Origin of the sequence: Streptomyces sp. SID13666, from assembly GCF_010548325.1 — a bacterium.
GTDB classification, from domain to species: Bacteria; Actinomycetota; Actinomycetes; order Streptomycetales; family Streptomycetaceae; genus Actinacidiphila; species Actinacidiphila fildesensis.
In genome coordinates this window covers 58,443-78,999 of the sequence record NZ_JAAGLX010000031.1, presented here as the reverse complement: position 1 = coordinate 78,999, position 20,557 = coordinate 58,443, and the positions used below count along the sequence as shown (strand labels likewise).

The window sequence follows — 20,557 nt, the reverse complement described above, 5'->3', positions numbered from 1 at the left end:
TCGCGGATCAGGATCGGTAAACGCCTGGATGCGCCCCATGAACGACTGGTGAAGGCCAGAGGTCTTGACAACCCCATTGGTCTGGACCAGTTTGGTCGCACGCAGGGCACGCCGCCCAACCCTCATGCGCATTCCCCACCACCCCCCAACTCCTTGCCCCCAGGAGGCAGTCGTGGAACGTGCATCGCATGCTTATCGGAGACCGAAGGTCGCGCGTACGGCCCTCGCCACCGTGGGAGCCGCCTCGCTCGTGGCCGCAGGCTTCGCGATAGCCAACGTCGGGACCGCGCAGGCCGCCGACACCAATCTCGTCAGCAACGCCGGCTTCGAGAGCGGACTGTCCGGCTGGACGTGCACGGCGGGCAGCGGTGCGGCCGTCTCCAGCCCGGTGCACGGTGGGTCCTCGGCCCTCAAGGGCAGTCCGAGCAGCTCCGACAACGCCAAGTGTTCGCAGACCGTGAGCGTCAAGCCCAACTCCGCGTACTCGTTGAGCGCCTGGGTGCAGGGCTCGTACGTCTACCTCGGCGCGAGCGGCACCGGCACCTCGGACGTGTCGACCTGGACCCCGTCCGCCGGCTCGTACCAGCAGCTGAGCACCAACTTCACGACGGGCGCGAGCACCACCTCGGTCACCGTCTACCTCAACGGCTGGTACGCACAGCCCGCGTACTTCGCGGACGACGTCGTCCTGACCGGTCCCGGCGGCACTCCCACCACGCCCCCGACGACCCCGCCCACGACACCGCCGACCACCCCGCCGACGACTCCCCCCACGACACCGCCGACCACGCCTCCCACCACCCCGCCGACCACGGGCCCGGCCGGCAGCCTGCCCAAGCACGTCCTCACCGGGTACTGGCAGAACTTCAACAACGGCGCGACCGTCCAGACCATCGCCCAGGTGCAGAACCAGTACGACATCATCGCCGTCTCGTTCGCCGACGCCTCCGGCACGCCCGGCGGGGTCACCTTCAACCTGGACCCGGCGCTGAACTACTCCGTCGCCCAGTTCAAGGCGGACATCGCGGCGAAGCAGGCGGCCGGCAAGCGGGTCATCATCTCCATCGGCGGCCAGAACGGCACCGTGTCGATCAACGACTCGGCCTCCGCCACCAACTTCGCCAACAGCGTCTACTCGCTGATGCAGACGTACGGGTTCAGCGGCGTCGACATCGACCTGGAGAACGGGCTCAACTCCACGTACATGTCGCAGGCGCTGCGCAGCCTGAGCAGCAAGGCGGGATCCGGCCTCATCATCACGATGGCGCCGCAGACGATCGACATGCTCTCCCCGTCGAGCGGCTACTTCGCCACCGCGCTGAAGATCAAGGACATCCTGACCGTCGTCAACACCCAGTACTACAACAGCGGTTCGATGAACGGCTGTGACGGCGGCGTCTACTCGCAGGGCTCCGTGGACTTCATCACCACGCAGGCCTGCACGGTCATCCAGGGCGGGCTCGACCCGTCCCAGGTCGGCCTCGGACTCCCGGCCTCGACGAGCGGCGCGGGCTCCGGCTACGTCGACCCGTCGGTGGTCAACAACGCGATCGACTGCCTGACCAAGGGCACCGGCTGCGGCACCTTCAAGCCGGCCACCAAGTGGCCGACGCTGCGCGGTGCGATGACCTGGTCGACCAACTGGGACGCCAAGAACGGCAACCAGTGGTCCAACTCGGTCGGCGCCCACGTCCACGCCCTGCCGTAACGCCTGAATCACCCACCGCATGACTCACCGCGCCCCCCGGGACGGCTCACAGCCTCCCGGCGGGCGCGGTGTCATGCTGCGGCCGCTTCGGTGGGACGGCGTCTGCGCGACCACCACCGGTACCCGGCCAGTGCGAAGAGCCCCAGCGCCGCGGCGCCGCCCACCGCGGACCCCGCCTTCAGTCCCGGCGGGGTGAAGTCGCAGCTGATGGTGCGCGACGTGCCGTCCAGCGGGACCGACAGCATTCCCAGGTGGTTACCGGCCGGCCGGGCGGCGGCGCCGCCCGTCGAGCAGCTCCACCCCTCGATCGCCGGGGCGGCGATCACGGCGACACCCGTGCTGCCGGGCGGCAGTTCGGCGGTCAGACGGCTGCCGGACACCGACACCCGCGTCGCACCGGTGGCCTTCAACGCGGCCACCCGGGCGGCGAGCTTCGCCGGGTCGAGGCAGCCGATCGGCTCCTTGGGGAGCGCTCCGGCGCCCAGCGCTATCAGGTCCACCCGCACATCGCCCGAGGCCGGCACCGTTCCCAGGGGCTGGACGGTCGCGCGGTTCTGCGGCGGGCGGGCGTCGAAGCGCACCCCGTCCGACACCCCGCGCAGCCCGCCCTGGCCGGCGAAGTCCGGCACCGAGAGGAACACCTCGCTGCCCGCCGGGCAGTGCGCCCGCAGCAGCTGCGTGGGCCCGCTCTTCCCCGCCTCGCGCGCCCTGACCCCGTACTGGCCGCCCAGCGTCAGCTTCGGCACGCTGCCGTCGGCGTCGCGTATCTCGACCCGCGGAACGGTGTACACGGTGGCGCCGAGCAGCGCCTCCTGGTTGCGGAACGTGTTGTCGCCGTAGGACCGCGGTCCGCCGGCCGGACGGACGGTCACCAGCGGGGGAACGTCCATCCGCGAGACCGACACCGTCGTCGTGTACGGGCCGCGCAGCGGGTGCCGGAACGGGTCCTGGTTGGAGTGCAGCCGGGCGCCGATCGAGAAGATCGCGTCCGTGACCGGCCCGTCGATGCTGCGCGGCGACCGGCCGCGCGAGGAGTAGCCGCCGCCGAGCGCGGTCAGCGTGCTCGCCCAGACCTCCGAGGTGAGGCTGCTGTAGTACTGGGCGCCCTGCCCGCCGACGACCAGCGGATCGTTGCCGACCGTCTGCCAGATGCCGGGATCCGTCCGGTACGCGGGCCAGCCGTCGGACCGGGAGACCGCGGCGCTCTGCACGTCCTGGCGCTGGCTCCACGGCCCGTAGTCGTCGAGCCGCCCGAGCCGCGCCTTGTCGTACGACGCCTCCGAGACCGCCGACTCCCCCACCTGCGCGCCCACCAGCAGCGCGGCTGCCAGCACCGGCGCCCAGCGGGCGGTACGCCGCCGGGCCTCCACCGACCGCAGCAGCACGAGGCTGCCGAGGACGGCCGTCAGGGAGAGCGCCAGCAACGGCACCGTCCAGGACTCCGTGACGACGCTGGTGCTTCCGATCGCGGTCACCAGCACGAGCAGCCCGACGCCGCCCAGCAGCGGCTTGAGCCGCGGCACACCCTGCGCGAGGGACAGCCAGCCGGCGATGACCAGCACCCCGCAGAGCACGAACGTCTGCCGGTAGGAACTGCCGTTGGGCGTGGCGAACGCGTGCCAGGCCAGGTGCGTGGGCTTCCACTGCATGGACAGCAGGACGATGAGAACGAGCGCACTCCAGCCGGCCCGCTCGCGCCGGGCGACCGCCGTGTTGAACGGCAGGGTCAGCGCGAGCAGCAGCGCGGCAGTGCCGACCCAGACGGCCGGGGTCCCGAAGGTGTACGTGCCGGGCAGCAGCCGCGCCAGCACGTCGGGCATGGCGGACGGCGCGAACTCGTTGACGCGGCCGGGGTGCGCGAGCTTCGTCGCTTTGAACACGACGAGGATCAGCGGCGCCGCCAGCCCGATGCCGAGCAGCGTCGCCAGCACGGCCCGCCCCAGCACGGCGAGCTTGCGCCGCACGTCCTCCCGGCCGAGCAGCAGCCGCAGCAGCAGGACGAGCGCGGCACCGATCGTCGCCATGTACGCCGTGTAGAAGTTGGCCGTCCAGGCCAGGGCGACGACCAGCGGGCCGAGCACCGGGCGCCGGTTCGTCAGCGCCCACTCGCCGACCAGGCACAGCAGCGGGAACGCGATGAGCCCGTCCAGCCACATGAGGTTGTACGACGCCTCGGCCATCGACCAGCCGCACAGCGCGTACGAGGCGCCGAGCGTCCCGGCCGTCCACCAGCGGCCCTTGCGGAGCGTCAGCAGCAGGAACGCCATCGCGGCGCCCGCCGACGCCATCTTCAGCACGGTGATCACGTACACCGCGAGGTCGATCTCGTCCCGCGGGAAGAGCCCGACGAGCAGCGCGAAGGGGCTGCTCACATACGTGCCGAGGTCGGGAAGGAAGCTGGAGCCGTACCCGGACTGCCAGTTGACGAGCAGCCCGCCGTCGGCCCTGCCGTGCAGCAGGTCCCACAGGTGCGCGTGGAACGGCACGAACTGGTTGCCCAGGTCGCTGACGCTCCGGCTGTGGCGTCCGAACGGAAAGGTCGTCGCGACGGCGTCGCCGACGCAGAACGCCAGAGCCGTGATCAACGCGGCCAGGGCGGTGGCGCGGCGGCGGATGTGCGGTGCGGGGGCGGACCCCCGGTCCCCGGTCCCGGTGGCGGTGCTGGTGTCGCTGGTGTCGCCGGCATCACTGGTGGCGCTGTCACCGGCCCCTTTCAGGGCGGCTTCCTTCGTCGGCATGGCTTCCTCCGAAGGGGACGCTAACCCGCCGGAAGACCGGATGCGCCCCTTGACCCGAAGTGCCCGTTCACCCGACGCCTCTGCTTCAGTGGGTGTTCATCGCGCGTTCCGTCGGGGCGGGGAACCGAAGAACGCCCGGATGTCTCCCGTCAGCGGGTCCGCGGCGCATCCGACGCTTCCGACCAGCGAAAAGTCCCCATCACGGCGTCGAACAGCTCCACCATCAGATCGGCCAGCCGGGGCTCGGCCACGGCCGTCGGCGTCGAGAACGCGGCGGCCAGACAGCGCCCGGGGACGTCCGGGACGGGCAGCACGTAGTCCACCCGACGCGCCTCGCCCACGACGTACTCCCGCCGCTCCTTCCTGCCGCCCACCGCCAGCTCCGACACCACGAACGACGCCGGCACCGGTGCGGCTCCGCCGCGCGGCCGTACGGGGAGGTAGAGGTCGAGCCCGGCGCCGTCCCGGCGCGCCCTGACCGCCAGCTCCCGCAGCCGGCCCTCCAGCCGGACCCGCACCTGAGCCACCGCGTCCCCGCGCGAACCATCGAAGGCCGACGTCACGATCCCCCGGATCGCGTCCTCGGTCCCCTCCCGTAACGGAATCCGCCCCCAGCCGGGCGGCAGCACCAGCCGGTATCCGCCAACCATCACAACTCACCCTTTTCCGCCGCCGGTTCATGCCTGTGACCTATGCCCGGTCAGATCGTTCCACAGGAACACAACCCCACAGGAGTCCGGACATATGTCCAACACATGCACCAGCGCTGCCGACTTGAAGGTCGACGGCCGCCTCCTCGACGCGTCGGAGCACTCCCTCAGCTCCATCCGCACCGCCCTCCAGCGCTGCCCCGCCACCCAGGACGCCCTCGCCCACGCCGTGGGCGCCCCGCGCATGGCCGAGATCATGCACACCTTCGCCGACAACTGGAAGGACAACAGGAAAGAGACCCTCTGGAACCTCGGCCAAGTCCTCAACCTCGTCCGCGGGACGAAGGCGGCCTTCGCCGCCGTCGACCGCGACCTCGCCGCCCGAGCGAAGGGCTGAGCCCTCCCGATGCCCCACCGCCCCCGCGACTGGCACCCCCTGCGCACCGAGGACCCCTACGCCGACCCCACCCCCGGCTCCCCCGCCGACATCCGCACCGGCCGCCGGACCATGACCGACACCGCCATCGAGATCCGCACCCAGATCACCCGGCTCCGCGCCCTCTCCGACGGCACGGGGCTGAAGGGCGACTACGCCGACGCCCTCCAGGACGGCGCGGACCGCCTGCGCGACAAGCTCGGCAAGGTCGCCGACCGCTACGAGGCGGTCGCCGTCAAGATCTCCGCCTGGGCCGAAGCCGTCGAGGACGCCCAGCACCAGACCGCTGCCGCCCACCGCGCCGCCACCGCCGCGCACGACATCATCACCCCGCTCGACGCCCTCCCCGAAGCCGATCTCACCCCCACCCAAAAGAGCGACCTCGACCACGCCCGCGCCTCACTCATCCGTGCACAGGCCGCCTTCGACGGCGCCGTCGGCGACTACGAATCCGACGCCCGCCGCCTCTCCGGCGCCATCGAGGACCTCCTCGACGACTCGCTGGAGGACTCGTGCTGGAGCTGGACCTCCAACCTCCTCGAACGCAACGCCGCCTGGATCAACGAAGCACTCGAGATCATCGGCTGGATCGCCACCGTCGTAGCCATCGCCGCCGTCCTCATCGCCTGCGCCCCCACCGCCCCCGCCTGGCTCGCCCTCGCCGCATCCTGGGCCATCGCCGGAGCCGAAGCCGCCACCTACGGCACCGCCCTCGTCCACACAGCCCTCGCCGCCACCGGCAACGGCACGTGGGCCGACGTCGGCCTCGACATCGTCGCGATCCTCACGCTGCGCATGGGCAAGGCGGCGGAACAGGGGGTGACGGCGGGCGTGGACGCCACGCGGGTTGCCTCGCGGCAGGCGGCGAAGGACGCCGTATCGGCGGCCCGGGCCGAACAGAGTGGAGCCCGGCAGGAGATCGCGCGCGAGCTGCGAAACCGGAGCATTTCGAAGCCGCGACGGCAGTTCCTGGAAGGGAGACTTAAGCAGATGAATCGGGAAGCACGGGCTGCAGCCCGCTATCCCACCCAACACGTGCCGGAAGTTTCGAAGGCAGAAATCTGGCGCGCAGGTGGCTCCCGCAGCACAGCTGTTGCCGAGAAGGTAGGCGCGCACGAGCTTGCCAAGCACTCGGCGAATCCAGCAGTGCAAGCGGCGGCGCAACGACTCAACCGAAGTGCTGTGAAGAATTCCGCGGCCTTCGCTGTAGGCACTGGCGCCGATCTGGCGGATAAAGGCGCTGGCAGCAGCGATCTCTTCGACGGAAAGCCCAACTTGGCCCAATACGACGACGGGAAACAGTTCTTCAAGTTCCATACCAGCTGGGTCGATCCGGACTCGGCGCCAACAGCCATGGCAGGAGCACGCAATTGAGCTGGGTAGACATCTACTACCCCTTGGATAGCTGGGTCGAGATCACCCCAAGGAACTCGTGGGTAGACACGGAGTGGGGCAGCCAGACCAATTGGTCCCGGTCGTCAGCCGAGACCGTGCTCGCGCTGCGCGGGCAACCCCACCGCTGGCTAGCAAATCGCCGCCTGGCGAAGTACCTCAGTCACGCCTACGACGTGTACGCCAAGCGCCCGATGGGTGAGCGCAGCTACCTCTTCCTTGGGGACCTGAAACAGCAAGCTCTTCACGTCAGCGTCGCCTACGGCCCCGCCGAAGGCGATAAGCGCGGCGCGCTCCAGCGCCTGGTCCGCGCCCAGGACCCCGAGCTCCTCCGTCCACCCCAAGTGGACACCTTCCACGCCGGCCACCTCGGCGAGGGCCTAAAAGCCCTGGGGCACGTCGAGCTCGACGGCAACGAGATCGTCGCCAACCTCTGGTACGCCTTCCGCGACGAGCACCACGCAGTGGACGTCGTCGTGTTCGCGTCGACCGGGGATCTCGTGCGGCTCGGACAGGTGATGCCCGACATCGACGCGCTCGTGCACGGGATCAAGGTGCGGGCGGATGACGAGGACGGGTGGTGGGCGGGGGTTTCCGACGACATTCCCGCCGACGCCGGCGCCGACGACTGATGGGGGTGGCCGGCCCCGCCGGGCCGGCCACCCCCATCCACCAAACCGCGCGCCTAGATAACAAGGCTGAGCGACGCGGCCACCGCGAAGCCCGCCACCGAGAGGACGGATTCGAGGACCGTCCAGGACTTGAGGGTGTCGCGTTCGGAGATGCCGAAGTACTTGGAGACCATCCAGAAGCCGCCGTCGTTGACGTGCGAGGCGAAGATGGAGCCGGCGGAGATCGCCATGATGACCAGGGCCAGGTGGGCCTGGGAGAAGTCGCCGGCGGAGAGCATGGGGGCGACGATTCCGGCGGTGGTGACGATCGCGACGGTCGCGGAGCCCTGGGCGACGCGGAGGACCACCGAGATCAGCCAGGCGAGGACGATGACCGGCAGGCCGGCGCTGTCGAAGGCGTCGGCGAGCGCCTGAGCGACCCCGCTGCCCTTGAGGACGGCGCCGAAGACGCCGCCCGCGCCGACGACCAGCAGGATGTTGCCGACCGGCTTGAGCGAGGCCGTCGAGACGGTTTCGAGGGACTTGCGGGACCAGCCGCGGCGGATGCCGAGCAGGTAGTAGGCGAGGAAGAGCGCGATCATCAGGGCCACGAAGGGGTGGCCGAAGAACTCGATGACCGAGCGGCCGGTGCTCGGGTCCAGGGCGATGGAAGAGAACGTCGCGCACAGGATGAGCAGCAGCGGGGTGCCGATGATGGCGAGGACGGTGCCGAGCGAGACGGGGGTCTCGACGGGGGTGACGCCCGCGGCCTGCTGTTCGGCGGCGACGGCGGCCTTGGCCTCGTCGGCGGCGTCGACCATGTCCTGCGGGACGGGGACGAAGATGCGGTTGCCGATCCAGGCGGCGTAGACCCAGGCGGCGATGACGGACGGGATGCCGACGGCGGCGCCCATCAGGATGACCCAGCCGAGCTGGACGTGCAGCAGGCCGGCCGCGGCGACCGGGCCCGGGTGCGGGGGCAGGAAGGCGTGGGTCATGGAGAGGCCCGCGAGGAGCGGCATCGCGTAGAGGACCATCGACTTGCCGCCGCGCTTGGCGGCGGCGTAGACGATCGGCGCGAGGACGAAGATGCCGACGTCGAAGAAGACCGGGATACCGAAGATGAGGCCTGTCAGACCCATCGCGAGCGGGGCGCGCTTCTCGCCGAAGGCGTTGAGCAGGCGGGCGGAGAGGGCTTCGGCGCCGCCGGATATCTCCAGGATCGCGCCGAGCATCGTGCCGAGCGCGATGATGATCGCGATGTGGCCGAGGGTGCCGCCCATGCCGGTCTCGATGAGCGAGGTGGCGCTGGACTTCTGGACCGTGCCGAAGAGTTCGGTGACGGACAGACCCGCGGCGAGGCCGACGGCTATGGAGACGCCGAGCAGTGCGACGAACGGCTGGACGCGCGCCTTGATGATGAGGACGAGCAGCAGGCCGATGCCGAGGGCGGCGACGGTCAGCAGTCCGGCCGTGCCGTGGATCAGCAGGAGGAGGCCGCCGGTGTGCGGCGTCGGTGGGGGTGGGTCTGCCGCGAGGGTGGCGAGCGATGAGAACACGTGGGGACTCCGTATTCGGGGGAGGGCAGGGGGGACCGCGGCACGGCGCCCGTGGTGCGGGCGCCGCGCCGTGCGGCGGCTGAGGGTTGGTGGTGCGGTGCTGCAAGGAGACCTGTGGTGTCAGGGGGTGCGGGGGTTCGGGGGGTGCGGGGGGACCGTCAGCCGAGGACGGCCAGCGCGTCGATCTCGATCAGCAGGCCGGCGGGGAGGCCGACGTAGACGGTGGTGCGGGCCGACGGCGCTTCCTTGAGGCCGGCGAAGTACTCGTTGTAGATCTCGTTGAACTCGGCGAAGTGCGCGGTGTCGGTGAGGTAGACGCGCGTCATGATGACGTCCTCCCAGGAGGAGCCGCCCTCTTCGAGGATCGCCTTGACGTTGGCGAACGTCTGGAGGGTCTGTTCGCGGAGCGTCGGGCCGGCGGGGGTGGGGGCCTGGCCGTCAACGGCGGGCAGGAAGCCGACCTGGCCGGCGACCTGGAGCAGGTTCCCCTTGCGCACGCCGTGCGAGAACCGGGCGGGCGGGGTGGTGTGGGTCGCCGGGGTGATGGCGGTCTTCTGGAGGGGGGACCCGTGGGTCCGGGAGTTGTCGCTCATGGGGTGTCCTTCGAAACGGTGTTTCCTGAGTACTCCCGGCTGATGGCCTCCGCGGTACGGAGGATCAGCGGGCGCAGTTTGAGCAGTTCGTCGGCGGTGACGACGACGTTCGGCGCGGAGACGGACATCGCCGCGGCGATCCTGCCGTCCGCGCCCCGGATGGGGGCGCCGACGCAGTTGATGGATTCCTCGTGGCCGCCGAGGTCGGTGGCCCAGCCCTGGTCACGTACCCGCAGGAGCTCGGTGAGGAAGGCGGCCGCGTCGGGTGTCGACCTGGCCGTGTACTTGGGGTATTCGAGGCGCTCGGCGATGGAGCGGCGCTCGGCCTCGGGGAGGTCGGCCAGGAGCAGCTTGGCGACGGCTGCGACGGTGATCGCGACGGGCTTGCCGATCCGCGAGTACATCCGGACGGGGTAGCGGCTCTCGACCTTGTCGATGTAGACGACCTCGCCCTCCTCGTAGACCGCGAGGTGGATGGTGTGGCCGATCTTCTCGTTGAGCGCGAGAAGGTGCGGGTGGGCGATCTCCCGCACGTCCAGCGTCTCCATGGCCTGCTGGGCGAGGGCGAAGAGCCGGGCGCCGAGCCGGTACCGCTGGTCCTCCTGGCGGTAGACCATGCCGTGTTCGTGCAGGGTGCGCAGCAGCCGGAGCGCCGTGGACTTGTGGACGTCGAGGCGGGTGGCGACCTGTTCGAGGTTGGCGGGTCCCTCCGCGAGCAGCGGCAGGATGCGCAGGGCGCGGTCGACTGTTTGGCTCATCTGTCCTTCTCCGTCCGTCCGGCCCGATCCGTCTGTCCGGCCGGTTCCGACTGCCCGGCCCGATCGGACTGCCCGGCCGGCTCCGGCCGCCGGACAGGTTCCGACTGCCCGGCCGGTTCCGTCCCGCCGGCCGGTTCCGTCCCGCCGGCCCGATCCGTGCCGTCGGCCCGATCCGTCCATCCGGGGCCCAGCCGCAGTGTCCCCCACGCGTCCTCGCCCAGGGCGACAAGGGCGTCGGCGTGGGCGCGCGCGGGCGGGGTGCCGAGGTCTCCGGGGACGGTGAGGGCGGCGGCGGCCATGACGTGCCCGTGGCGCAGCCGGTCGGCGAGGGGCAGGCCGCGGAGGGTGGCGGAGAGGAACCCGGCGGCGAAGGCGTCGCCCGCGCCGACCGGTTCGACGACGTCGACGGCGAGGGCGGGGACGAAGGTCGCGGTGTCACCCGTGAAGGCGGTGGCTCCCGTGCTGCCCTGCTTGACGACGAGGACGGCGGGCTCCGGGAGCGCGGTGCGGATGGCGGCCGCGTCGGCCAGCCCCCAGGCGTCCTGCGCCTCGTCCTCGCCGACGAAGACGATGTCGCAGCCGCGGGCGAGTTCGGCGAGCAGCCAGGGGTCGTCGCCGGTGCCCCACAGGGCCGGGCGGAAGTTCACGTCGTACGAGACGAGGGGCCGGCCGGGCTCGCGGGTGACGAGGGAGCGCATCAGGGCGCGGCACTCGGGCGACAGTGCGGCGGTGATGCCGGACAGGTGCAGGATGCGGCCGGACCAGGCGTCGCGGCGGTGCACGGTCTCCGGTGACATGGCGGCGGCCGCGGAACCGGCGCGGTAGTAGAGCACGGCGGTACGGTCCGCCAGCTGCTCCTTGAAGTAGATGCCGGTGGGGCGATCGGCGTCGCGCTGGACGGCGGTGACGTCGACGCCGGTCGCGGCGACGGCGCGGATCAGATGCTCGCCGAAGCCGTCGCCGCCGACCCGGCTGATCCAGCGGGCGCTGTGACCGGAGCGGGCGAGGGCGCAGGCGACGTTGGACTCGGCACCGCCGATCCCGCGGTGGAAGGCGGGGACCTCGGCGAGGCTGCCGGGCTGCGAGGGCACGAAGGTGACCATGGATTCGCCAAGGCACGCTACGTCGAACTGCGGGCCGCTCGGGACTGCGGTCACGGTCGCTCTCGCTCCTCATGGGGCTGTCGGGTGGGGCGGTCGGACGGTTGCTGTCCGGGCTGTCGGACAGTTGCTGTCCGGGCCGGCCGGCGGGTGCTGTTCGGTTCGGCGAGGACCGCTGTTCCGGTTCGGCCGGTGCTTCACACACCGTTGACCCGGTGCTTGCCGGGATGTTAGACAGCAGGAAGCAAGACATGCAATGGACGTTGCACATGTTGCAACGCGAAGGTCCGCGCAGAGATTCTCCAGGAGGTTCCATGGACGTCGCGAAGACGACCGAGCGGCTGCACGAGGAGCGGGTCGGCCACCGCTTCAAGGGTCTGCCGCCGGACGCCGCGGAGCTGACCCTCGGCGAGCTGGCGGCCGAGCGGCGCTCGCTCTTCGACGGCGGCTTCACCACACCGGTGCTCACGCTGTCCGCCGAGTCCCTGGAACACAACCTCGCGCTGATGGAGAGCTATTCCGAGAAGTACGGGCTCGCCTTCGCCCCGCACGGCAAGACGTCCATGGCGCCGCAGCTCTTCGCCCGGCAACTCGCCTACGGTGCCTGGGGCATCACGGCCGCCGTCCCCACGCAGGTCCGGGTGTACCGCGCCTTCGGCGTCCAACGCATCTTCCTCGCCAACGAGTTGGTCGACGCCGTGGCGCTGCGCTGGCTCGCCGCCGAGCTCGCCGCCGACCCGGACTTCCGCTTCGCCTGCTACGTGGACTCCGTACGCGGCGTGGAACTGATGGACGCGGCACTGGCGGACGCCACCCGCCCCCTCGACGTCGTCGTGGAGCTGGGCGAGGAGGGCGGCCGGACCGGTGTACGCGGTGCCGCGGCCGCCACCGAGGTCGCCGAAGCGGTCGGCGCGGCCCGCCATCTGCGGCTCGTCGGGGTCGCCGGGTACGAGGGCGAGATCCCCGTCAAGACCCAGGAGACCGTACGGGACTGGCTGAACCGGCTCGTCGCCCTCACCCGGGACTTCGACGCCGCCGGGCGCTTCGCGGACGCCGACGAGATCATCCTCAGCGCGGGCGGCAGCGGCTGGTTCGACACGGTCGCCGAGGTGTTCCAGCCGGTCGAGGCGACGGACTTCTCGAAGCCGCTGCTCAAGCTGCTGCGCTCCGGCGCCTACATCACCCATGACGACGGCCACTACCGCGAGATCACCCCGTTCCACGACCGCATCCCCCAGGAGGGCGCCCTCCAGCCGGCGTTCCGGCTCTGGGCGCAGGTCGTCTCCAAGCCGGAAGGCGCGCTCGCCTTCCTCAACGCCGGCAAGCGCGACGCCTCCTTCGACCTCGGGCTGCCGGAACCCCAGGTCGTCCGTGGCACCGACGGCGCGCTGCGGCCGGCCGCCGGGCTGACAGTGACGGCCCTCTCCGACCAGCACGCGTTCGTCGCCATCGGACCCGGCGCCGGCCTGGAGATCGGCGAATGGGTCGGCCTCGGCCTCTCCCACCCCTGCACGGCGTTCGACAAGTGGAAACTGCTGCCGCTGGTCGAGGCGGACGGCACGGTCACGGACTACATCCGCACCTTCTTCTAGACCCTTGAACCCTTTCGCCCAGTCCAGCAGACCGAGCACAGGAAAGGCACCGGCATGGATCTCGTGTTCCGCGACGTGAGCGTCATCGACGGAAGCGGGGAGGCCGCCTACCGGGCCGACGTCGGCATCGACGCGGGCCGGATCTCCGTGATCCGGCCCGAGGACGCAGCGCGGTTCGGGGACATCCGGCTGACCGGAACCCGCGTCGTCGATGCCGGCGGCCTGGCCCTGGCCCCGGGATTCATCGACATGCACGCGCACAGCGACCTGGCCCTGCTGCGGGACCCCGACCACTCCGCGAAGGCGGCGCAGGGTGTGACGCTGGAGGTGCTGGGGCAGGACGGGCTGTCGTACGCGCCGGTCGACGACCGCACCCTCGCCGAGGTCCGCGCGCAGATCACCGGCTGGAACGGCGACGGCTCGGACATCGACTTCGACTGGCGCAGCGTCGGCGAGTACCTGGACCGGCTGGACCGGGGCATCGCGGTGAACGCCGCCTATCTCGTCCCGCAGGGCACGGTCCGGATGCTGGCGCTGGGCTGGGAGGACCGCCCGGCGACGGCGGCCGAGGTCACCACGATGAAGCGGCTGGTGGCGGAGGGGCTGGAACAGGGCGCCGTCGGGCTGTCGTCCGGGCTGACGTACACGCCCGGGATGTACGCGTCGGACGCCGAACTCACCGAACTGTGCCGGGTGGTGGCGGCGTACGACGGCTACTACTGCCCGCACCACCGCTCGTACGGGGCGGGCGCGCTCCAGGCGTACGAGGAGATGGTGGCACTGACCCGGGACGCCGGCTGCGCCCTGCACCTGGCGCACGCCACGATGAACTTCGGTGTGAACAAGGGAAAGGCGCCGGACCTGCTGGCGCTGCTGGACCGGGCTCTGGACGCCGGCTCCGACATCTCGCTCGACACCTACCCCTACCTCCCCGGCTGCACGACGCTCGCGGCGATGCTGCCGAGCTGGGCGACGGAGGGCGGCCCGGAGGCGACCCTCGCGCGGCTGCGGGACGACGTGACGGCGGAGAAGATCCGCCACGTCATGGAGGTCGACGGGGCGGACGGCTGCCATGGCGTGCCGATGGACTGGTCGACGATCGAGATCTCCGGGGTGAGCGATCCCGGACTCGCGGGCTGCGTCGGCAGGACCATCGCGCGCAGCGCGGCCGAACGCGGCGAGGAGCCGTTCGTGACGGCCCGACGCCTGCTGATCAACGACCGGCTGGGATCGACGATCCTGCAGCACGTCGGCCACGAGGAGAACGTCCGGGCGATCATGCGGCACCGGGTCCACACCGGCGGCAGCGACGGCATCCTGATGGGCTGCAAACCGCACCCTCGTGCGTACGGGACCTTCCCCGAATACCTGGGGAAGTACGTGCGCGAGCTCGGCATCCTGACCCTGGAGGAGTGCGTCGCCCACCTCACCTCCCGCCCGGCCGCCCGGCTGCGACTGCCCGACCGGGGCCTGGTCCGCGAGGGCTACCGCGCGGACCTGACGCTCTTCGACCCGGCGACGGTGGCCGCCGGCTCCACCTTCGACGCCCCCCGCGTCCTCCCGACGGGCATCCCGCACGTCCTCATCGACGGCCGCTTCGTCATCGAGGACGGGCGGCGCACGGATGTGCTGGCGGGCCGCTCGGTGCGGCGGGAGCCGGCGGGGCGGCGGGCCTGACCTTACGGTCGGAAGGGTCTCAACCCGAGCTCGCGCGCTGCCCGGCGCAGCCGCCGGGCCACGACGTGGACGAGGGCATGGAGCCGCTCGGGGTCGTTGGTGATCCCCACAGCGTCCAGAAGTGCCGAAACGGCCTCCCGCTCCGGCGTGACCCGTCCCGTGAAGAAGATCACTGGCCCGGTGTACGTGCCGTCCCTCTGCAGTCGCAGGACATGATGCAGTCCCGCGTCGGCGTCAGCGTCGCCATCCCGGGAGGCACCGGAGATGATCAACGTCGGCTCCCGGAGCGCGATTTCGCGGTCGGCCTCCTCTTCGTCGGAGATCTCCCGCACCACCGCCCCGTATGCGGTCAGCCGCACGGACACCCTCTCGTTGTTCCCCGGGTGATCGTCGATCCAGAGGATGTCCATCCCCGCGAACGGCAGATCGGGTGGCGGCACCGGCCTGGCCGGTGGCTGCCCGCCCGACGGCTGCCGCCCCAATACCTGCGGCGAGTGCTGCGCGGGAATCGGCGCACCCTGCTGGCCGTAGGCAGGCACGCCGTACCCACCCTGCTGGTCGAAGGTGAGGCCGTACGCACCCCCCTGCTGGCCGTAGGCAGGCACGCCGTATCCATCCTGCTGGCCGTAACCGGGCACGCCGTACCCACCCTGCTGGCCGTAGGCGGGCACGCCGTACCCACCCTGCTGGCCGTAGGCGGGCACGCCGTACGCCGGCGGCGGATACGCGGTGTACGGGTCGGGGTAGTCCGGCAGACCGCCGGTGCCATCGGGGCGCCACGCCGTCGGCGCCGTCGCGAGACTCCGGTCCGGCGCGCCCTGCCGCAACCGCCGGACCAGCTCCGCTGATTCCGGCAGCCCCATCAGTTCGTCGATCAGCGAGTTGAACGCCGGGTCGACGGCCAGTGCCGGGAAACCGCTGGGCAGTTGCTGTTCCAGTTCGGGCAGGAGTCCCGGCCGCCACTGGTTGCGATCGGTCCGCGGCAATACCCCGTCATGAGCGGCGACAAAGACCTCGAACCGGTCGTGGACGTCCGGCAGGATGTCCTCGGCAGGGCTGCGCACGGCCGTGCGCAGCTCCCGGTACGTGCGGAACTCCGTGACCACATCCCCGTCCGACGCCCCCGAAGGGGCCGTCATCATCCGGAAGAAGTCCGGATAGAAGTACTGGAGGAGCAGCGTCCTGATGACGCCTCCCGGCCCGAACTCCCGCCACATCGGATTCAGGGTGGCTTCGAGGACGAAGCCATTGACCAGTCGTTTGATGCAGCGCGGGTTGCGGCCCGAGCGTTCGATGAGGAGGTCGGTCAGGCCCGCGTCGAGGTAGCGGCTGATGCCGGCGGTCTCCGCACACCAGCGGACGTACTCCTGGATCCCCTCGCTGTCCGTCACCGGGATGCGGTAACTGGTCTGGAAGATCTTCTCCATGAACGCGGCCGCGTCCGGCGACATGTCGCGCAGCAGTCCGTTGGGCGCCATCGCAGAGCGGTCGCAGCCGATGACGAAGGAGATCCCGGGCACGTCGAGGTAGATCTTGGCCGCCTCGCAGACCGCGAGGACGGTCTCCTCCGAGCAGCGGTCGAGGTCATCGATGAAGACCACGAGCGTCCGCTGTTCCGTAAGCTGCGGGTCGCCGTCCGCCCAGTCCTGGACGAGGTCCCGGATCGACTCGCGCATGTCGTTGCGCGTCTTGGCGTCGAGGTTCATCGACTTCCACAGCTCGTCGGTCATCGCGGCGATCCCCAGCGGCCCGGCGATGAGCAGGGTCAGCGCGCGCAGCACCTTGATCAGCGAGCGGTGCCGGGTGACGCGGTCCAGGCCGCGGCGCAGCACCCGCTTGTCGAAGCCCGTGAGCACGGACTTGATCAGCCCTTCGAGGGCGTCGTCGCCGGTGGAGGTCCAGGCGTTGTACCAGACGGTCTGTACGCCCGGCGTCTCTCCCAGCCGGGCGTCGACCAGCCGCATCAGGCTGCTCTTGCCCGTCCCCCACCCGGCGTCGACCGCCAGGGTGAACGGTGTGGAGCCCCGGGAGGCGACCAGCAGCCCGGCGAGCTGCTCGGCGGCGCGTCCCGCGCCCAGCAGATCCCGGTCGCTGTGGGACACCGGCTCGTCGTTGAGAAGGGAGTACGGAGGCCATGAGGAGGGGGGAGATGCCACCGTGTCAGTGTGGCAGCGCGGGCTCCGGCCGTCCCGACGTGGCGAAAAACACCGGGCGGGCAGCCGTACGCGCCCGTAAGGTGACGGGCATGCAGCAGGTGATCCAGTCCACGAAGCTCGCGAATGTCTGTTACGAGATCCGGGGCCCGGTCCTCGAAGAGGCGATGCGGCTCGAGGCGGCGGGCCACCGCATCCTCAAGCTCAACACCGGCAATCCGGCGCCCTTCGGTTTCGAGTGCCCGCCCGAAATCCTTGAGGACATGCTGCGCACCCTGGGCGACGCGCACGGCTACGGCGACGCGAAGGGCCTGCTCTCGGCGCGCCGGGCGGTGATGCAGCACTACCAGACGAAGGGCATCCCGCTGGATGTCGACGACGTCTACCTCGGCAACGGCGTCTCCGAGCTCATCCAGATGTCGATGCAGGCGCTGCTCGACGACGGCGACGAGGTGCTGGTCCCGGCGCCCGACTATCCGCTGTGGACGGCTTCGGTCTCGCTGGCCGGCGGCACCGCGGTGCACTACCGCTGCGACGAGCAGGCCGACTGGATGCCGGACCTCGCCGACATCGAGCGCAAGGTCACCGACCGCACCAAGGCCCTCGTCATCATCAACCCGAACAACCCGACGGGTGCGGTGTACGACGACGAGATGCTGCGCGGCCTCACGGACATCGCCCGCCGCCACAAGCTGATCGTCTGCTCCGACGAGATCTACGACAAGATCCTGTACGACGGCGCCACCCACACCCCGACCTCGGCCATCGCCCCCGACCTGCTGACGCTGACGTTCAACGGGCTGTCGAAGGCGTACCGGGTGGCGGGGTACCGCAGCGGCTGGATGGCGGTGTGCGGTCCCAAGTCGCACGCCTCCAGCTACATCGAGGGTCTGACGATCCTGGCCAACATGCGGCTGTGCGCCAACATGCCGGCCCAGCACGCGATCGCCACCGCGCTCGGCGGCCACCAGTCGATCAACAGCCTCGTCCTGCCCGGCGGCCGGCTGCTCGCGCAGCGCGACGCCGCGCATGCCGCGCTCACCCAGATCCCGGGCGTCACCTGCGTCAAGCCGAAGGGGGCGCTCTACCTCTTCCCCCGGCTGGACCCGAACGTCTACAAGATCAAGGACGACCGGCAGATGGTCCTCGATCTGCTGCGCGCCGAGAAGATCATGGTCGTGCACGGCACCGGCTTCAACTGGCACGAGCCGGACCACTTCCGCATCGTGACCCTGCCGTACGCCGACGACCTGACGGAGGCGTGCGCGCGCATCGCCCGCTTCCTGGACGGCTACAGCCAGCCGTAACGCTCGCGCCGGCGGAGGTTGTGCCGGCCGCGGCCGGCACAACCTCCGGCTGCTCGCCTGCCCCGCCGGAAAACACCCGAGGGCCCGGTCACGACGTGAGTCGTGACCGGGCCCTCGGCGTGAGGGTTGGCATCGGTCCGTCCGGCAGACGGTCTTGGTCGGGGTGCCTACCGGTCGGGCGCGCCGCGCCACCGGGCAGCCTCCCGCATCGCACATGCGGGAGGGCCGCCCGAGTTCAGGTTTTCCGAGCCCGGCGGGACCCCCGTGAGAGGGGATCCGCGCCGGAGGCGGGGGTCAGCCGAGGCGGGCGACCAGTGCGCGGTACTCGTCCCACAGTTCCTTCGGCGTGTGGTCGCCGAAGGTCTCGAGGTGGGCGGGAATCAGGCCGGCCTCGTCGCGCCACACGTCGAGGTCGACGGAGAGCAGCAGGTCCAGGTCCTCCTGCGAGATGTCGAGCCCCTCGGTGTCGAGCGCGCCCGCGGCCGGGAGGATGCCGATGGGCGTCTCGACGCCCTCGCCCTCACCGTTGAGGCGCTCGACGATCCACTTCAGGACCCGGCTGTTCTCGCCGAAGCCCGGCCACACGAAGCGGCCGCCGGCGTCCTTGCGGAACCAGTTGACGTAGTAGATCTTCGGCAGCTTGGCGGCGTCGGCCTGCTGGCCGATCTTGATCCAGTGGCCGAAGTAGTCGCCCATGTTGTAGCCGCAGAACGGCAGCATCGCGAACGGGTCGCGGCGCAGCTCGCCGACCTTGCCCTCGGCGGCGGCGGTCTTCTCCGAGGCGATGTTGGAGCCGATGAAGACGCCGTGCTGCCAGTCGAAGGACTCCGTGACGAGCGGCACCGCGCTGGCGCGGCGGCCGCCGAAGAGGATCGCGGAGATCGGCACGCCCTTGGGGTCCTCCCACTCGGGCGCGATGGTCGGGCACTGCGAGGCCGGGACGGCGAACCGGGCGTTGGGGTGCGCGGCCGGGGTGCCGGACTCCGGCGTCCAGTCGTTGCCCTTCCAGTCGATGAGGTGGGCCGGCGGCTCGTCCGTCATGCCCTCCCACCACACGTCGCCGTCGTCGGTCAGGGCGACGTTGGTGAAGACCGTGTTGGCGTACATGGTCTTCATGGCGTTGGCGTTGGTGTCGTCGCCGGTGCCGGGCGCGACGCCGAAGAAGCCGGCCTCGGGGTTGATCGCGTAGAGCTGGCCGTCCTCGCCGAAGCGCATCCAGGCGATGTCGTCACCGACGGTCTCGACGGTCCAGCCCGGGATGGTCGGCTGCAGCATCGCGAGGTTGGTCTTGCCGCAGGCGGAGGGGAACGCGGCCGCGATGTACTTGGCCTCGCCGGTCGGCGGGGTCAGCTTGAGGATCAGCATGTGCTCGGCGAGCCAGCCCTCGTCGCGGGCCATGACGGAGGCGATGCGCAGCGCGTAGCACTTCTTGCCGAGCAGGGCGTTGCCGCCGTAGCCGGAGCCGTAGGACCAGATCTCGCGGGTCTCGGGGAAGTGCGAGATGTACTTGGTGGTGCTGCAGGGCCACGGCACGTCGGCCTGGCCCTCGGCGAGCGGCGCGCCGACGGAGTGCACGGCCTTGACGAAGAAGCCGTCCTCGCCGAGGTCGTCCAGGACGGCCTTGCCCATGCGGGTCATGGTGCGCATGGCGACGGCGACGTACGCGGAGTCGGTGATCTCGACGCCGTTGGCGGAGAGCGGGGAGCCGACCGGGCCCATGCAGAACGGGACGACGTACATGGTGCGGCCGCGCATGGAGCCACGGAACAGGCCCTGCTCGCCCGAGAAGATCTCGTGCATCTCCGCGGGGGCTTTCCAGCGGTTGGTGGGGCCGGCGTCCTGCTCACGCTCGGAGCAGATGAACGTACGGTCCTCGACCCGGGCCACGTCGGTGGGGTCGGAGGCGGCGTAGTAGGAGTTCGGGCGCTTGTTGGGGTCGAGCTGCTTGAAGGTGCCGTTCGCCACGAGGTCGTCACAGAGGCGCTGGTACTCGGCCTCCGAGCCGTCGCACCACACGATCTCGTCCGGCTGGGTGATTTCGGCGATCTCGCCGACCCAGGCGATCAGGTCCTTGTGATTGGTGGGAGCCGCAATTTCGCGCGCCACGATCGCTCCGTCCCGCCGAATTTGCACAGATTCGGCGTCAGATTTGAGGGTTTTGCGGACTCTAGTCCTGCTGTCCGCATGGTGGAACTACCTCGGCCCCTTGGGGGCTGCGACCCGGACGCCACGTGGCCGCTCATCCGGTGCCGACCTCACTCATATGAGTGTCGGGGGAGAAAA

15 protein-coding genes are annotated in these 20,557 nt (G+C 70.6%); 7 read left to right on the top strand and 8 right to left on the bottom strand.

Annotation, left to right across the window (positions count from 1 at the left end; all coding sequences use genetic code 11):
* Nucleotides 1-124: 124 nt before the first annotated feature.
* Nucleotides 125-1,708: a chitinase gene (locus G3I60_RS30745; RefSeq protein WP_164608028.1), complete on the top strand. Its 1,584-nt coding sequence runs from the start codon at nt 125-127 to the stop codon at nt 1,706-1,708.
* A gap of 71 nt (nt 1,709-1,779) precedes the next feature.
* Here the strand turns inward: G3I60_RS30745 and G3I60_RS30740 are convergent, their stop codons facing one another.
* Both G3I60_RS30740 and G3I60_RS30735 read right to left on the bottom strand, forming a co-directional pair.
* Entirely contained in the window at nt 1,780-4,446 is a 2,667-nt protein-coding gene (locus tag G3I60_RS30740) for a YfhO family protein (RefSeq protein WP_164295369.1), read from the bottom strand.
* Between the two features lie 149 nt (nt 4,447-4,595).
* Entirely contained in the window at nt 4,596-5,096 is a 501-nt protein-coding gene (locus G3I60_RS30735) for a hypothetical protein (protein ID WP_164295370.1), read from the bottom strand.
* A 94-nt stretch (nt 5,097-5,190) separates the two neighbouring features.
* Between G3I60_RS30735 and G3I60_RS30730 the strand changes: the two genes are divergently transcribed.
* The 3 genes from G3I60_RS30730 (at nt 5,191) to G3I60_RS30720 (ending at nt 7,556) form a co-directional block, all read left to right on the top strand.
* On the top strand, nt 5,191-5,493 hold the full coding sequence (locus tag G3I60_RS30730; RefSeq protein ID WP_164295371.1) for a hypothetical protein: 303 nt from the start codon (nt 5,191-5,193) through the stop codon (nt 5,491-5,493).
* 111 nt (nt 5,494-5,604) lie between these two features.
* Nucleotides 5,605-6,906, top strand: a complete 1,302-nt coding sequence (locus G3I60_RS46565; RefSeq protein WP_164295372.1) for a hypothetical protein — start codon at nt 5,605-5,607, stop codon at nt 6,904-6,906.
* Nucleotides 6,903-7,556, top strand: a complete 654-nt coding sequence (locus tag G3I60_RS30720; protein ID WP_164295373.1) for a hypothetical protein — start codon at nt 6,903-6,905, stop codon at nt 7,554-7,556. The genes G3I60_RS46565 and G3I60_RS30720 overlap by 4 nt, the downstream gene beginning before the upstream one ends.
* A 53-nt stretch (nt 7,557-7,609) precedes the next feature.
* On the opposite strand, the gene G3I60_RS30715 is transcribed toward G3I60_RS30720, so the two are convergent.
* The 4 genes from G3I60_RS30715 to G3I60_RS30700 form a co-directional block, all read right to left on the bottom strand.
* A complete protein-coding gene (locus tag G3I60_RS30715; RefSeq protein ID WP_138352142.1) occupies nt 7,610-9,094 on the bottom strand; it encodes a GntP family permease in 1,485 nt (494 codons plus the stop codon).
* 158 nt (nt 9,095-9,252) lie between these two features.
* Nucleotides 9,253-9,687, bottom strand: a complete 435-nt coding sequence (locus G3I60_RS30710) for a RidA family protein (protein WP_138352143.1) — start codon at nt 9,685-9,687, stop codon at nt 9,253-9,255.
* A complete protein-coding gene (locus tag G3I60_RS30705) occupies nt 9,684-10,445 on the bottom strand; it encodes an IclR family transcriptional regulator (protein ID WP_164295375.1) in 762 nt (253 codons plus the stop codon). The genes G3I60_RS30710 and G3I60_RS30705 overlap by 4 nt, the downstream gene beginning before the upstream one ends.
* Entirely contained in the window at nt 10,442-11,602 is a 1,161-nt protein-coding gene (locus G3I60_RS30700; RefSeq protein WP_343241335.1) for a sugar kinase, read from the bottom strand. The genes G3I60_RS30705 and G3I60_RS30700 overlap by 4 nt, the downstream gene beginning before the upstream one ends.
* Before the next feature lie 257 nt (nt 11,603-11,859).
* Between G3I60_RS30700 and G3I60_RS30695 the strand changes: the two genes are divergently transcribed.
* Both G3I60_RS30695 and G3I60_RS30690 read left to right on the top strand, forming a co-directional pair.
* A complete protein-coding gene (locus tag G3I60_RS30695; protein WP_164295376.1) occupies nt 11,860-13,137 on the top strand; it encodes an amino acid deaminase in 1,278 nt (425 codons plus the stop codon).
* A gap of 54 nt (nt 13,138-13,191) precedes the next feature.
* A complete protein-coding gene (locus G3I60_RS30690; protein ID WP_164608025.1) occupies nt 13,192-14,814 on the top strand; it encodes an amidohydrolase family protein in 1,623 nt (540 codons plus the stop codon).
* A 2-nt stretch (nt 14,815-14,816) separates the two neighbouring features.
* On the opposite strand, the gene G3I60_RS45830 is transcribed toward G3I60_RS30690, so the two are convergent.
* A complete protein-coding gene (locus G3I60_RS45830) occupies nt 14,817-16,970 on the bottom strand; it encodes a P-loop NTPase fold protein (protein ID WP_343241338.1) in 2,154 nt (717 codons plus the stop codon).
* A gap of 89 nt (nt 16,971-17,059) precedes the next feature.
* On the opposite strand from G3I60_RS45830, the gene G3I60_RS30680 reads away from it, so the two are divergent.
* On the top strand, nt 17,060-18,274 hold the full coding sequence (locus G3I60_RS30680) for a pyridoxal phosphate-dependent aminotransferase (protein WP_138352147.1): 1,215 nt from the start codon (nt 17,060-17,062) through the stop codon (nt 18,272-18,274).
* A gap of 294 nt (nt 18,275-18,568) precedes the next feature.
* Here the strand turns inward: G3I60_RS30680 and G3I60_RS30675 are convergent, their stop codons facing one another.
* A complete protein-coding gene (locus G3I60_RS30675) occupies nt 18,569-20,380 on the bottom strand; it encodes a phosphoenolpyruvate carboxykinase (GTP) (RefSeq protein WP_138352148.1) in 1,812 nt (603 codons plus the stop codon).
* Nucleotides 20,381-20,557: the final 177 nt, after the last annotated feature.

Excerpts from the sequence above, each read along its gene's own strand:
- G3I60_RS46565 (WP_164295372.1), top strand. The coding sequence starts at position 5,605 with ATGACCGACACCGCCATCGAGATCCGCACCCAGATCACCCGGCTCCGC.
- G3I60_RS30740 (WP_164295369.1), bottom strand. The coding sequence starts at position 4,446 with ATGCCGACGAAGGAAGCCGCCCTGAAAGGGGCCGGTGACAGCGCCACC.
- G3I60_RS30695 (WP_164295376.1), top strand. The coding sequence starts at position 11,860 with ATGGACGTCGCGAAGACGACCGAGCGGCTGCACGAGGAGCGGGTCGGC.
- G3I60_RS30745 (WP_164608028.1), top strand. The coding sequence starts at position 125 with ATGCGCATTCCCCACCACCCCCCAACTCCTTGCCCCCAGGAGGCAGTC.
- G3I60_RS30735 (WP_164295370.1), bottom strand. The coding sequence starts at position 5,096 with ATGGTTGGCGGATACCGGCTGGTGCTGCCGCCCGGCTGGGGGCGGATT.
- G3I60_RS30690 (WP_164608025.1), top strand. The coding sequence starts at position 13,192 with ATGGATCTCGTGTTCCGCGACGTGAGCGTCATCGACGGAAGCGGGGAG.
- G3I60_RS30680 (WP_138352147.1), top strand. The coding sequence starts at position 17,060 with ATGCAGCAGGTGATCCAGTCCACGAAGCTCGCGAATGTCTGTTACGAG.
- G3I60_RS30730 (WP_164295371.1), top strand. The coding sequence starts at position 5,191 with ATGTCCAACACATGCACCAGCGCTGCCGACTTGAAGGTCGACGGCCGC.
- G3I60_RS30705 (WP_164295375.1), bottom strand. The coding sequence starts at position 10,445 with ATGAGCCAAACAGTCGACCGCGCCCTGCGCATCCTGCCGCTGCTCGCG.
- G3I60_RS30710 (WP_138352143.1), bottom strand. The coding sequence starts at position 9,687 with ATGAGCGACAACTCCCGGACCCACGGGTCCCCCCTCCAGAAGACCGCC.